Origin of the sequence: Natronobacterium gregoryi SP2 (assembly GCF_000230715.2) — an archaeon.
GTDB classification, from domain to species: domain Archaea; phylum Halobacteriota; class Halobacteria; order Halobacteriales; family Natrialbaceae; genus Natronobacterium; species Natronobacterium gregoryi.
Genome location: NC_019792.1, coordinates 1,714,434 through 1,728,142, shown reverse-complemented (window position 1 = coordinate 1,728,142; position 13,709 = coordinate 1,714,434). Strand labels below are relative to the sequence as shown.

The 13,709-nt window shown below is 61.6% G+C and carries 9 protein-coding genes and 1 pseudogene; 3 read left to right on the top strand and 7 right to left on the bottom strand.

The window, feature by feature from the left end; translation table 11 throughout:
- Window positions 1-19: 19 nt before the first annotated feature.
- A complete protein-coding gene (locus tag NATGR_RS08495) occupies window positions 20-3,538 on the top strand; it encodes an LAGLIDADG family homing endonuclease (protein ID WP_005578335.1) in 3,519 nt (1,172 codons plus the stop codon).
- Window positions 3,539-3,637: 99 nt separating this feature from the next.
- Here NATGR_RS08495 and NATGR_RS08490 read toward each other — a convergent pair whose 3' ends face one another.
- On the bottom strand, window positions 3,638-4,543 hold the full coding sequence (locus NATGR_RS08490) for a transcription initiation factor IIB (protein ID WP_005578336.1): 906 nt from the start codon (window positions 4,541-4,543) through the stop codon (window positions 3,638-3,640).
- Between the two features lie 424 nt (window positions 4,544-4,967).
- On the opposite strand from NATGR_RS08490, the pseudogene NATGR_RS08485 reads away from it, so the two are divergent.
- Window positions 4,968-6,212 (top strand): annotated as a pseudogene (locus tag NATGR_RS08485) (RNA-guided endonuclease InsQ/TnpB family protein).
- A gap of 264 nt (window positions 6,213-6,476) precedes the next feature.
- Here the strand turns inward: NATGR_RS08485 and NATGR_RS08480 are convergent.
- The 4 genes from NATGR_RS08480 to NATGR_RS08465 form a co-directional block, all read right to left on the bottom strand.
- The gene (locus NATGR_RS08480) at window positions 6,477-7,472 is read right to left on the bottom strand and encodes an alanine dehydrogenase (RefSeq protein ID WP_005578337.1); all 996 of its coding nucleotides are present in this window, start codon (window positions 7,470-7,472) and stop codon (window positions 6,477-6,479) included.
- 352 nt (window positions 7,473-7,824) lie between these two features.
- The gene (gene thsA, locus NATGR_RS08475; RefSeq protein WP_049887786.1) at window positions 7,825-9,486 is read right to left on the bottom strand and encodes a thermosome subunit alpha; all 1,662 of its coding nucleotides are present in this window, start codon (window positions 9,484-9,486) and stop codon (window positions 7,825-7,827) included.
- Between the two features lie 227 nt (window positions 9,487-9,713).
- Window positions 9,714-10,277 (bottom strand): KH domain-containing protein, encoded by a 564-nt coding sequence (locus tag NATGR_RS08470; RefSeq protein WP_005578339.1) that lies wholly within the window; start codon window positions 10,275-10,277, stop codon window positions 9,714-9,716.
- Between the two features lie 80 nt (window positions 10,278-10,357).
- Window positions 10,358-10,861, bottom strand: a complete 504-nt coding sequence (locus NATGR_RS08465) for a YfcE family phosphodiesterase (RefSeq protein WP_005578340.1) — start codon at window positions 10,859-10,861, stop codon at window positions 10,358-10,360.
- Between the two features lie 88 nt (window positions 10,862-10,949).
- On the opposite strand from NATGR_RS08465, the gene NATGR_RS08460 reads away from it, so the two are divergent.
- Window positions 10,950-11,369, top strand: coding sequence for a hypothetical protein (locus tag NATGR_RS08460; RefSeq protein ID WP_015233468.1), 420 nt, complete (start codon window positions 10,950-10,952; stop codon window positions 11,367-11,369).
- A 33-nt stretch (window positions 11,370-11,402) separates the two neighbouring features.
- Here NATGR_RS08460 and NATGR_RS08455 read toward each other — a convergent pair whose 3' ends face one another.
- Both NATGR_RS08455 and NATGR_RS08450 read right to left on the bottom strand, forming a co-directional pair.
- Window positions 11,403-12,638, bottom strand: coding sequence for a tryptophan--tRNA ligase (locus tag NATGR_RS08455; protein WP_005578350.1), 1,236 nt, complete (start codon window positions 12,636-12,638; stop codon window positions 11,403-11,405).
- 219 nt (window positions 12,639-12,857) lie between these two features.
- Window positions 12,858-13,709 (bottom strand): RNA ligase family protein, encoded by an 852-nt coding sequence (locus tag NATGR_RS08450; RefSeq protein ID WP_005578352.1) that lies wholly within the window; start codon window positions 13,707-13,709, stop codon window positions 12,858-12,860.

Sequence of the window (13,709 nt, the reverse complement as noted above, 5' to 3'; positions counted from 1 at the left end):
GCGACCCTATCACAGTGCAATGGCGCAAGCGGGAACTTCAGAACTCGTCGACTCTTTCGAGCAGTTCTTCCGTAACTACTACGACAACGAGATCAAGCAGCTTGCGCAGCAATACCCCAACGAAAAGCGATCGCTATACGTTGACTGGCAGGATCTCTACCGATTCGATCCCGATCTCGCGGACGACTTCCTGAGCCAGCCTGAACAGCTCCAGCGGTACGCCGAGGAGGCGTTGCGGCTGTACGACCTTCCGATCGACGTGAGTCTCGGCCAGGCACACGTCCGGATCCGGAACCTCCCCAAGACCGAGTCGCCCGAGATCCGCGAGATTCGCTCGCGGGACATGAACTCGCTGGTCGAAGTTCGGGGTATCGTCCGGAAGGCGACCGACGTCCGCCCCAAGATCGAGGAGGCAGCCTTCGAGTGCCAGCTCTGTGGCACCCTCACCCGCGTGCCACAGTCCAGCGGGGACTTCCAGGAACCCCACGAGTGCCAGGGCTGTGAACGCCAGGGACCGTTCCAGGTCAACTTCGATCAGTCGGAGTTCGTCGACTCCCAGAAGCTCCGCATTCAGGAGAGCCCCGAAGGCCTGCGCGGTGGCGAGACGCCCCAGTCGCTAGACATCCACGTCGAGGACGACATTACTGGCGAGGTGACTCCCGGTGACCACGTCTCTGCGGCCGGCGTCCTTCGCCTCGAGCAACAGGGCGACGGCCAGGACAAGTCCCCCGTCTTCGACTTCTACATGGAGGGGATGTCCGTCGACATCGAGGAAGAACAGTTCGAAGACATGGACATCACCGACGAGGACAAGAAACAGATCTACGAGATCTCCAACGGGGACGACGTCTACGAGCGGATGGTCGGTTCGATCGCGCCGTCGATCTACGGCTACGAACAGGAGAAACTCGCGATGGTCCTCCAGTTGTTCTCGGGCGTGACGAAACAGTTGCCGGACGGGTCGCGAATTCGGGGCGACCTGCATATGCTTCTTATCGGGGATCCGGGTACAGGGAAGTGTGTGAAAGGCGATACGAAGATCACGCTCGCGGACGGACGAACGGCACCGATCCACCAACTCGTCGAGTCGAATCTCGAGGATCCGAAACCAATAGATGACGGCTGGTGGGACGAGATCGATCTCGAGGTTCCTTCTTTACAAGACGACGGCTCGATCGCTCCGCAACGAGCGACGAAAGTTTGGAAACGGGAAGCACCGGAGCAGATGTGCCGAGTTCGGACTTCGAGCGGGCGGGAACTGGAGGTAACGCCGTCGCATCCGCTGTTTGTTCAACAAGACGGACAGTTCACACCAATTGTCGCAGACGATCTCACTGAGGGGCAGTTTGTTGCTGCACCCAAAAACTATCCAACAGATGGAGATGATGTTCTCGATATCGACTTCCGGCGATCCAAATCCCGGAATGCGGTTCAACTCGACCTACCGACAGAGTGGACACCCTCGTTAGCCCGGCTAATCGGGTACGTCATTGTAGAAGGTTATGTAGAGCAGCGAGACGACAACACCGGCTTCGTTTCGATTACAACCAACGATAGAGCGGTCCTGAACGATGCAACGAACGCTCTTGAGGAACTTGGTCTCAATACGACGGAACGGGATGCCCACGAGGGCAAGGAAGCCCGTGAACTACGCTGTTCAGCAGGTGAGCTCGTAAGCTTTCTCGAAGCGCTCGAACCGTATATCCTTCAGTCGTCCGACGAACAATGTGTTCCGGATGACCTTTTCAAAGCCAGTGACCCGATACGATCGGAGTTCCTCAAAGCGTTCATCGAAGGAGAAGGCCACGTTTCGGCATCGCAGCGAGAGATAACCGTCGCTTCGATGAGCCGTGGGCTGCTCGAAGACATCAGAACACTCCTGCTCTCTGTCGAAATTCGGTCACAACTCCACGAGCGACGTAATGGTAGTTATCGGCTCAGAATAAGCGCCAGCGAATTCGAGAAGTACGTCGCGAAGATTGGGTTTGTAACGCCACGAAAACAGAAATCTGCTGAACGGTACGCCGATACAAAAGGGAATACCAATCTTGATATCGTTCCCGGTGTCGGATCGGAGCTTCGGCAGATCCGAGAGTCGCTATCGCTCACACAAGCTGAATGTGGGCTCCCTCGGTCGACATATCAACACTACGAGCAAAGGTCGAGGAATCCGAGCCGCGAGAGCCTTCGAGAGGTCATTGGAGCCTTCAAAGACGCACTACCAAGGGAGAAAAGTCAGGCCGAGGCGGGTGCATTAGCAGACGGTGGATCTGTAAGAGCGAGCATCGCCGCTCTCGAGCAATTCGTCGAAGGGGACGTCTACTGGGAACGTATTGAATCAATCGAGACGGTCGAGCCCGATTACAATTGGGTATACGACCTCGAGATCGACGGAACGCACAGCTACGTTTCAAACGGGATCGTCTCGCATAATTCCCAGATGATCGGATATATCCAAAATATTGCACCTCGGTCCGTGTATACCTCGGGAAAAGGTTCGTCGTCGGCTGGTCTGACGGCAGCAGCTGTGAGAGACGACTTCGGCGACGGCCAGCAGTGGACCCTCGAGGCCGGCGCACTCGTCCTCGCCGACCAGGGGATCGCAGCGGTTGACGAACTCGATAAAATGCGCAGCGAAGACAGGAGTGCTATGCACGAGGCCCTTGAGCAGCAGAAAATCTCCGTCTCCAAGGCAGGTATCAACGCCACGCTCAAGTCCCGCTGTTCGCTGCTGGGCGCGGCCAATCCCAAGTACGGGCGCTTCGACCAGTACGAACCCATCGGCGAGCAGATCGACTTAGAGCCCGCCCTGATCTCCCGATTCGACCTCATCTTCACCGTCACCGACCAGCCCGACGAGGAGAAAGACAAGAACCTCGCCGAACACATCCTCACGACCAACTACGCAGGCGAGTTGACGACTCAACAGGAACAGATGACCTCCCTCGAGGTCGATCAGGACGAAATCGAGCAGATGACAGAGCAGGTCGACCCCGAGATCGACGCCGAACTCCTGCGGAAGTATATCGCCTTCGCGAAGCAAAACTGCCACCCGCGGATGACCGACGAAGCCCAGGAGACGATCCGGGATTTCTACGTCGACTTGCGGGCGCGTGGCACCGACGAGGACGCAGCCGTTCCCGTCACCGCCCGGAAACTCGAGGCACTGGTCCGGTTGGCAGAAGCCAGCGCCCGCGTTCGGCTCTCGGATACGGTAGAGCAACACGACGCCGAGCAGTCGGTCGAGATCGTTCGGTCCTGCCTACAGGACATCGGCGTCGATCCTGAGACCGGCGAGTTCGACGCGGATATCGTCGAGGCCGGCACCTCGAAGTCCCAGCGAGACCGGATCAAGAACCTCAAACAGCTCATCGGCGACATCGAAGAGGAGTACGACGAGGGAGCACCGGTCGACATCGTCCTGGACCGAGCCGAGGAGATCGGGATGGACCAGTCTAAAGCCGAACACGAGATCGACAAACTCAAACAGAAAGGCGAGGTCTACGAGCCGAGCACTGACAACCTGCGGACGACGTAGGGCGAGGCGATCGGCCGGTCCACCGAACGACTCCGAGCCGGCTACAGAATGGGCGCGGGCGTGGCGGCAATCGCGATGACGGGACGAACCTGGCAGTAGTTACTTACGAAGGTCACGGATGTCTTTCACCGTCGACCGAATCGTCACCGGGGCGACGTCGGCGACCTCGCCTGCCGTCGCCTGCGTGATCGTCGGCCACTCTTGGCGTTCGCCAGCCGCCTGATAGAGACAGGCCGCGGCGACGCCGCTTGGATTCCGTCCACCGATCCGTCCCTCCTGGAGTAGCGTCGTCACGTGTTCGTGAGCGCGGCGTTCGACTTCGGTTCCGAGGTCGAGTTTCGAGGCGTAGCGCGGGAGATACTCCGTGGGATCGATCGGACCGGTCGGCAACCCGAGTTCGCGGTTCAGTGCCTTGTACGCAACTGTGAGTTCGTCGCTGTCTGCGCGTGCGACGGCTGCGATTTCGTCAACTGTCCGAGCGATCGATCGCGTCCGACAGGTAGCGTAGACGGCCGCAGCGGCGAACCCTTCGAGTGACCGTCCCTGAAACAGGTCGGCAGACTGTGCGGACTCGAACAGCGCACACGCTTGTTCGCGGGTGGAGTCGGGAAGTGAGAGGTGGGCGTTGACGCGCCTGATTTCCGCGAACCCGTAGACTTGATTTCGTTCTGCCTTCGAGGCGATTCGGGCACGGTTGTGCTCTCGCCGGAGGCGTGCGATCTGGCGACGTTTGCGGCCGGTAAGCCGGGACTCGTAACTCGAGTTGGAGCCGCTTCCGTAGCCGATTTCGGTTGACAGTCCGCGGTCGTGCCGAGATCGGGTCAGCGGAGCGCCGGTTCGTCGGCGGTCGGTCTCTTCGTCTTCGAACGACCGCCATTCGGGGCCACGGTCCATCGCGTCTTCGCTGAAGACGAGCCCACACTCTTCACAGAGCGTTTCAGTGTCGACTTTCCGCAGCGTACCGTTGCATTCAGGACAATGTGAGTTTCTATCGGTCCCTGCCATCGGTAACTATGTCTTCGTGAGAAGATTTGATCTCGTCAACCTATTTAAACTAATGGAATTGTTGGCGAGTAAACTATTAGTGGTCGACGACGTGGTCGTCTCGAGAGCGATCACATCAACGCGATCCGGCGTTTTGTGCGGTCGGTCGCGGCAGTTACGGGCGGTTGCCAGACAGCAAGCGAACGGCGACAGTGACCGACGACCCCGAACCGGCGGTCGAACGGGAAAACGAGGCGGTCGTCGCCGAGAATTGTCGATGACGTGGTCGATACTCAGCATAATTCGAGGTGGAGCCTCCGACCTCGAGGAGCGAGTGTAGCGAGCGAGTAGGTCGGAGAGGAAACCGACTAAGGGCGACGCAACCGCACGACGGTAGCTACCCGGCTCCCGAGAGTATAACAACCGCCAAGTAGTAATCTGAAATATGGAGGTGCGTCGAACTGCGCCGGTCAAACTCGTCGTTCCCGATGAGCGACGCGACGACCTCCACGAATCCGCGCGACAGTTCCTTCATTGCGCGAACCGTGCTGCCGAGTTCTGTTGAGACGACCGCTCCTACACGGACTGCGTTACGGCGAACACGACCGCACGGGACGCACTCTACGCGGAGCTGTGGGAGAAAACTGACCTCACCGCGAACCTCGTTCAAGAGGCCATCCGACGTGCCGTCCAAGCGACGAAAGGGTGCGCCGAACGGTGGAAACAGGGCAAGCGCGTGAGCCAACCGGAGTTCACTTCCTAGAGCATGGTCTACGATAAGCGAAGCGCAACGTTCTACCGCGACCGCGTATCCCTCTCGACCGTCAACGGACGCATTGAGTGCGAGTTTGAACTCCCCGCGGACAGCCCGACGCCATACGAGCAGTACGTTCTCTCGGAGGACTACGAGTTCCGAGCAAGCACACTCCAATACGACAAGGCGACCGACGAGTTCTACTTCCACATCACGACGCGGAGGTACGATTCGGACGATGACGAGGTTTCGGAAGATACTGAGCACCACACAGTCCTCGGTATCGACCTCGGCGTCAACAGCCTCGCAGTAGCTTCAACCGGCACGTTCTGGCAGGGAAACGACTACGACCATTGGTGCCGCGAGTTCGAGAAGCGGCGTGGTGAGATGCAACAGCGCGGCACGCAAGCCGCGCACAACGCCGTGCTTCGCCTTGGCAAGCGCGAAGAAGCATGGCGGAAACAGTACATCCACACGATCGCCAACGAGATCGTTTCGGAAGCCGTCGAGAACAGATGCGACGTGATCGTGTTCGAGGACCTACCGGACATCCGCAAGCGGCTTCCGCAGGCGAAGTGGCACCACATCTGGGCGCTTCGACGCCTTGCCGAGTACGTCGGGTACAAAGCTCCCGAACAGGGCGTCTCCGTGGAGCAAGTCGCGCCGAACCACACGTCCCAACGCTGTTCTCGGACGGACTGTGGGTTCACGCATGAGGACAACCGCCACGGAGAACACTTCGAGTGCCAGAAGTGCGGCTACGAGGTGAACGCAGACTACAATGCAGCGAAGAATATCGGGCTACGCTACGCCCGGAAGCGGAAACACAGATTCCGTTCCTCGCCCACGTCGGGGAGCGGAGACGCACCAGTAGACGTGCGTGTGAATGGTGGGCTGTTGAACGGCGAGAGTTACCAGCCTATTGCTGGTGACTGATTGCCAGGTGTCCACATCAAACCCCCACCCTCAAGGACTGAGGCGCGTATGCGCCGAAGGAGTAGGGTGGGGTAGTTTACACGAATGACGGGCTGCGCTAATACTCCGCCAAGCGTCGACTGCTGAGTGAACCCAGACGACCGCATTCGGTTTCACTCATCCGTTCAGGCTTGCCAAAGCACTAGTGGCGGACCAAGCCTGAACTGATGGGTCGAATCTGGCGGTGTGGCTCGATTCGACCCGTCAGTCGACGGTTGGGGCGTACTAGACGCCGTCAGCGCCGATTAGGCCGAACGGCGACCCGTTGTCGTTCTCGAGGGCGTGTTCGTAGACGACGTGTGCGGCCGCGACATCCTGGATGGCCAGCCCGGTCGAGTCGAAGACTGTGACGCCGGTGTCGTCGGTACGTGCGGGTTCGTCGCCGACGACGAGTTCGCCGATTTCGGCGTGGATGTCGGCGTCCGAGAGAATTCCCTCGTGATACGGGACGTTGATCTCGCCGGAGTGAGTACACTGTTCGTGGTCGTCGATGACGACCGTCGCATCGAGCAGGAGGTCGTCGTCGAGTTCTTGTTTTCCTTCCGCGTCCGCACCCATCGCGTTGATATGCGTGTGCTCTGTGACGTCCTCGGGGCCGACGATCGGTTCTTCGACCGGCGTCACCGTCGAGACGACGTCGCAGTGGCCGGCTTCGGAAATCGACCCGGCGCGGACGTCGAACTGGTCGTCGAAGGCATCGATGAACTGTTGGGTTCGCTCGTCGTCTTTGTCCGCGACGACGACTTCCTCGATCGATCGAATCTCACTGATCGCCTCGAGTTGCGTGTACGACTGGACGCCCGCACCGACGATACCCATCGAAGTGGCGTCCTCGACGGCGAGGTAGTCGGTTGCGACGGCTGCGGCGGCACCGGTGCGTTTCATCGTCAGCGCAGTGCCGTCCATGATCGCGAGCGGAGCGGCGGTCACGGGATCAGAGTAGATCATCGTCCCGAGGACAGTCGGTAGATCGTGTTTTTCGGGATTGTCGGGGTGGACGTTGACCCACTTGAGACCGGCGGCGTCCCACTCGCCGGTGTCGAGATAGGCGGGCATCGACCGGAAGTCGCCGTTGTACTGTGGCAGGTCGATGTAGGATTTAGCCGGCATCTGGCAGTCGCCGCGCTCGAAGGAGCCGAAAGCTTCCTCGACCGCGTCGACGACTGCAGACATTCGGGCGTTGTCGTCGACATCGTCACTGTCCAACAGAAGCGTGTTCATGTATGGCAGATATTGCGGGAGCCTACTTATTCGTAGTGAATTGTCGGAGGAGTCGTGGAAAATGTGAGAAATCGATAATACCCAGAATCGCGTCGTTGCCATCGCGGTCCGAGGAGCTATCGGGAGCGACGACGAAAGAAGAGTGTCGGCCGACTCGAGTCGGCGATTGATGATTCGAAGGTGGTGTTATACTCTTACCGCGAGGGCCGGAGGCCCGAGCGGGCTGACGAGCGATGTGGAGCAACGCTTTGCGTCGCGGAGCGGAGCGAAGGGGCTTTTAGTTTCTGGCTCGCGGGTCACTCCGTCTCCTGCTCGCCTTACGAGGTTCTCACTTGTTCGTTTCGAACCTCGTCTACATCATGCCGCCCATGCCACCGCCCATGCCGCCCATGCCACCGCCCATACCACCTGGGCCGCCAGCGGGCATGTCCTCGTCGTCGTCGTCTTCGACGGCGAGGTCGCCTGCGGCGATGACGTCGTCGATGCGCAGCAGCATAACTGCGGCTTCGGTGGCAGACTCGATTGCCTGGGTCTTCACTCGCAGCGGCTCGTAGACGCCTTCTTCGCCCATGTCGATCGTGTCGCCGGTGTAGGCGTCGAGGCCAGCAGCTTCGTTACCGCTGTCGTGGTCGGCACGCAGCTCCACGAGAGAGTCGATGGGGTCCAGCCCGGCGTTCTCGGCGAGGGTGCGTGGGATGACCTCGAGTGCGTCCGCGAAGGCTTCGACGGCGAGCTGTTCGCGGCCGCCGACGGAGTCGGCGTAGTCACGCAGGGCAAGCGAGAGGTCGACTTCGGGTGCGCCGCCACCGGCAAGCACCTTGCCATCCTCGAGGGTCGTACGGACGACGCCCAGCGAGTCTTCGACTGCGCGGTCGACCTCGTCGATGACGTGTTCGGTGCCACCGCGGAGGATCAGGGTGACAGACTTCGCGTCGTCGACGTCCTCGACGAAGATGCGCTGGTCACCGGCGATTTCTTTCTGGGCGACGCTGCCGGCGAAGCCGAGGTCGTCTTCGGTGAGGTCTGCGGTGCTCGAGACAGGCGTGGCACCGGTCGAGCGGGCGAGCTGACCCTGATCGCTGGACTTGACGCGGCGGACGGCGATGATGCCCTCCTGGGCGAGGTAGTGCTGGGCCATGTCGTCGATACCGCCGTCGACGAAGACGACGTCGGCACCGGCGTCGGCGATCTCTTCGACCATCTCCTGGAGTTGCTGTTCCTCCTGTTCGAGGAACTGCTCGAGCTGGTCGGGGTCGGTGACGTTGACTTCGGCGTCGATTTCGGTTTCTTTGACCTCGAGGTCGCCATCGATGACCGCGATCGACGCGTCCTCGGCGAAGTACGGCATGTTCTCGGAGACGCGCTCCTTGTCGACGATGACGCCCTCGACGAGTTCGGACTCGTCGATGGAGCCGCCGACGACTTTCTCGACGCTGATGTTGTCGGTGTCGATCTCACCGTCGTCGGCGACGGACTGGACGGCCTCGACGACCAGATCCGCGAGCAGGTCGCGGGAGCTTTCGGCTCCCTTGCCGGTCATCGCCGTAGCGGCGATCTGGTGGAGGATTTCGTCGTCGTCTTCGTCGACGTCGAGCGCGATCTCTTCGAGGGCTTCGGTGGCTTCTTCGGCGGCCTGGCGGTACCCCTGGGCGAGGGTGGTCGCGTGGATGTCCTGGTCGAGGAGGTCCTCGGCCTGGCTCAGGAGTTCGCCAGCAACGACGACGGCACTGGTGGTCCCGTCACCGACCTCGTCTTCCTGGGTTTCGGCGACTTCGACGATCATGTCGGCCGCCGGGTGGTCGATCTCCATCTCCGAGAGCAGGGTGACGCCGTCGTTGGTGACGATGACGTTACCCGTGGAGTCGACGAGCATCTTGTCCATTCCCTTCGGACCGAGTGTGGTCCGGACGGACTCGGCAACGGCCTTGCCGGCCTGTACGTTCATCGATTGTGCGTCTTTGCCGGAGGTGCGCTGGCTCTCCTCCGAGAGAACGATAAGAGGCTGGTTGCCCATCTGCTGTTGTGCCATAGTCAGTCGATGGATTGATTGCTATTCTATATAAGTCTTTCCCAATTTCGCGGATACGGCGCGTCGAAGTCGGTTCATCCAGGGGGTATCCGACGATCCAGGAGAGGGGTATTTAATGGTTCAACGCTCGGGAGAACTGCGATCGAAACCGAAACCGCTACGAGCGGATCAGAACGGCGTTCGTCGAAGAGGCGGCGGCGAAACGTTCGCGTTCAGGTATCGGACGTGCCACCGGGGAACCGGTGATACTCGAGTCCCTGATGTTTCATCTCGTTGTGTTTCTCCTCGAGGAACGAGTAGACGGTACCGTGGGGCGCACCGTCGAGAATCATCTCCGCGGCGGTACGGACGGCGTCGACCTCCTCGGGCGTGCCGATGATCCCGAGCGTCGAGCCGTAGATGACGACGGATGCGCCGGAGAGTTCCTCCATCAGCTCTCGAGTGCGGCCGTTTTCGCCGATGAGACGGCCCTTCTGTCGTTGCAGGTCGTTTTTGTTGCGGGCGGCGGCGTCGATGTCGACGACGTCGAACATCATCATCTCGTCGTCGAGTAGCGTGAGTGCGTCCTCGGGCGCGAACCCGCGACCGATCGCACGGACGATTTCGGGGCCTTTGAGACCGCGAACGGGGTCGCCGACCGTCTCGATGGCGACGGAGCCGTTCTCCGAATCGATGTCGAGTCGGACTTCGGCCTCGGCTTCGATCTCTCGCATCGTCTCACCGCCTTCGCCGATAAGAACGCCAATACGATCCTGCGGAATCTTCACGTGCTGCATATATCCTACGTAGTGGCTCGGCCAGTTTAAGGGCTTGGTCCCGACGGTTCTCTCGAGAGCAGTGCGTTCGAGCCGTCGGATTACTCGAGGACCGACCGGAACCGAACCGACTCCGAGAGCGTATCGAGGATCGCGACGGTACGGTCGTCGTCGGCCGTCGTCGGGAAGTGAGCACCTGGGTTGACGACCGTCGTTCGACCGTTCTCGGAGCGTTCGTTGACGTGGTGGTGGCCGTAACAGACGAGGTCGTATTCCTCGGCGGCGGCGATGGCCTCGACCTCGGCTTTCGACTCGCCGTGGAGGACGGCCATCGAGAGGCCGTCGAACTCGAGGGCGGCGAACCGGCCGTGGAGTTCGCTCTCGCCACCCAGTGCGTCGAACGCCGCCTGCAGGTTACGGGTGTCGCCGTCGTTGTTCCCGAGGACGCCGTGGAGTTCGAACTCGCCGAAGTACGGCGGGAGCAACGGTGCGACGAAGTCGCCACAGTGGACGACAATCTCGACGCCTTCCTCGGCGAAGATTGCAGCCGCCCGCTCGGTTGCATCGACGTTGTCGTGGGTGTCTGAAACGATCCCGATGTTCATACGTCACAGGGTGCCGGCGAGTCACTAAGACGTTCGGGGCGAACACCGTGGCCCTCACGATTAAGCGCAGCTACGGCGACGTCACAATATGAGCGGACCGAAACGGTCTTCCGCCGCCCGGCTTCGGTCGGTCCTCGTGGGGACGGCTCCGGCGCGTGCCGGCCTCGTCGTCGCCGCGGTCGGGATCGGAATAGTTGCCTGTTACGTCGCCATCGACCTCTTCGGACTCCCCAGCACGCACCCTCCGGGGACGACCGTCCTCCTCGTGGGGTTCTGGGTGATACCGGCGCTCGCCGGAATCGTCTGTGGCTGGCACCGACTCGGCTTCCTCGCGGCGCTCGGAAGCGGCATCACGCCGATACTCGTCCTCTACGCACTCCAGTTGCTCGTCCAGCCCGACGGCGACCTTCCGGCGTTCGTCTTCGCCCTGATGCTGGGAGGACAGAGCGTCCCGTTCGCAGTCGGCGGCTTCGTCCTCGGTGCCACCGCCGCGTTGCTCCTCGAGTGAACGCGTTCGAGGGCGTGCCCGATCCCCGGGCGATCACCTCACCCTCCCAGAAACGGACGGCACGCCAGCCCGCTCGAGTGCCCGGCAACGCTCGGCATTGGCGAGTCGGAACGGCTCGAGTTCGTCCTCGAGCTCACCCAGCGCGTCGCGCCGGCGCTGGTGGGCCGCCAGGAAGTCGGTGATCCGGTCGATCGCGAGTTCCTTCAGGTCGCCGCTGAGCAACTCGCCCGCTCGATACCGCTGGGCGATCCGCTCGAGTGCGGCGTCGTCCTCCTCGAAGAAAAAGCGGAGGTACTGGAACGGGATGTCGACGGACGGATCGCCGCCCTTCTCGCGGTGTTCCTCGAGGGTCGCCCGACCGCCGGTGTAGGCGTGTTCGTTGACCGTCGCCGCGACGGTCTCTGGATCGTCGGTGAGTTCGATCGACGGCGCGTCCCCGGAGGAACTCATCTTGCCCGGCCCCTCGAGGCTCGGCAGGAAGCGCCCGAGCAGGGCACCCGGTTTCTCGACCGGAAGCGACTCCTTCGCGGCGACGTCGCGACAGACCCGCACGTGTGGGTCCTGGTCGACGGCGATGGGGACGAGCGTCGGCTGTCGTCCCGCGACGAGTTGCGGCAACAGCAGGTGGGTCGCCTGCACGGCCGGATAGAACTGTAACCCGACCGTGTCCTGCTGGCCGTAGACGGCTTCGACGGTGGCCGGCGTGAGGTAGTTGGCGAGTCGAACCGCGATCGGGTAGATCACGTCGGCGTCGGCGGTGTCGATCACGATTCGCGTGTTTTCGGGATCGAAGCCGACGGCGAGAACGTCGCGGAGGTTGTCGCGCGTGTGCCCACCGATCGACGCGAACGACTGATCTTTCGCGAGGTACTTCTCGTCGTCGGACAGCGGAACGTAGACCGTCGTGCCCGTCTCTCGTTGAAAGCGCCTCGCGAGGTACAGCGACAGGACGTGGCCGAGGTGCATCGGCCCCGACGGTCCGCGGCCCGTCACAATAGCGTGGGGGTCGTCCGATTCGGCGGCCTCGAGATACTCGTTCACGTCCCGGCCGGCGTAGAACGTCCGGCGACGGATCATCGGGTGGTCGGGAAACCGGTCGAGCTGGTCGTCCGTGAGAGAGGTCGCGCCGAAGCGTTCGAGCAGTTTCTCGTAGTCGACCTCGCCGGAGACGGCGTAGGGGGTGACGGTGAACTCGTCCGCGTCGGTCGTGCTCGCTTCGGGGTTCGTTTCGGTATCGGTGCTGTCGGTCGCGTCGGTAGGGTTTGGCATTCGTGTTGGAGTCGACTGCAGTGGCTGGACGGCGGTACAGTCAGAAAACGAACGGAGGGAGCGCCCGCCGCCACGGCCGCGGGTTAGGCCACGTCGCCCGCCACGACGACACTGTCCGCTCTCGAGGGAGTCTGCCAGCGCCACGACCACTCGAGAGCGGACGTCATCGAGTAGCTGTCAGTTCGGATCGATAAAGAGTGTTTTGCCCCTCGAGTACTGTTACGTCCCGTTCGACCGATCCTCGAGGAACGCCCGCGTGAGCGCACCGACCTCGGACCGAAACTCGTCCATCTCGACGCTGCTCTCGCCGTGACCGAGTCGGCGGTGAGCCTCCCGAAGGATATCCTCGAGCACGCGCTCGTAGAGCGTTTCGAACGTCACGGGTCGACGGTCGTCCTCGAGTCTCGATGCAATTTTTTCGAGTCGGTCCCGGGTCGCGTATCTCGCTGCCAGTTCTTCCGCCGGCACGTCGACCGGGGCCGGTCCGTCGGCACGACCGGCGTCGGGATGGACGAGCTTCGCACGTCGCCCCCGTTTGTCCCGAATCACGACGCCTGCGGCCGGTCCGTCGTCCCACGCCGACTGTGGGATAGCGTACGAATCGGGATCGAAATCTCGAGCGCGGCGTTCCCGTTCGAAGACGTTCACCGACTCGAGCCCGATTCCGTCGAAGATCGCCTGCACTGCGTCGGGCGGGCGGAACGTTCCAGCGTCAGCCGACCAGACGTCGAAGCCGAGAAACGACGGGATACGATCCCAGTCGTAGTCGATCGTTTGGCGGTGAGTCGCTTCACCGAAGAAGACGACGTCCTCGACATCGTCGACGGCGTTTCGGAGCGCCTCGCGGTCGAGGTTCGCTCGAACGTGGCGGACCACGTGCTGATAGGGATCGGGTACGTCGTCGGGATCGTCGTAGACCTGGTTTCGATCGCCGAAACACACGAGCCCCGACTGCTGAAGCTGAAAACGGAGGTGCGCGCCGTCGATCTTCTCGAGGAGCCACAGGTGGCCCTCCTCGAAGAAACTGTTTGGTGCAGCGTCGACCGACGGGATGGCTGGGTATTCCTCCAT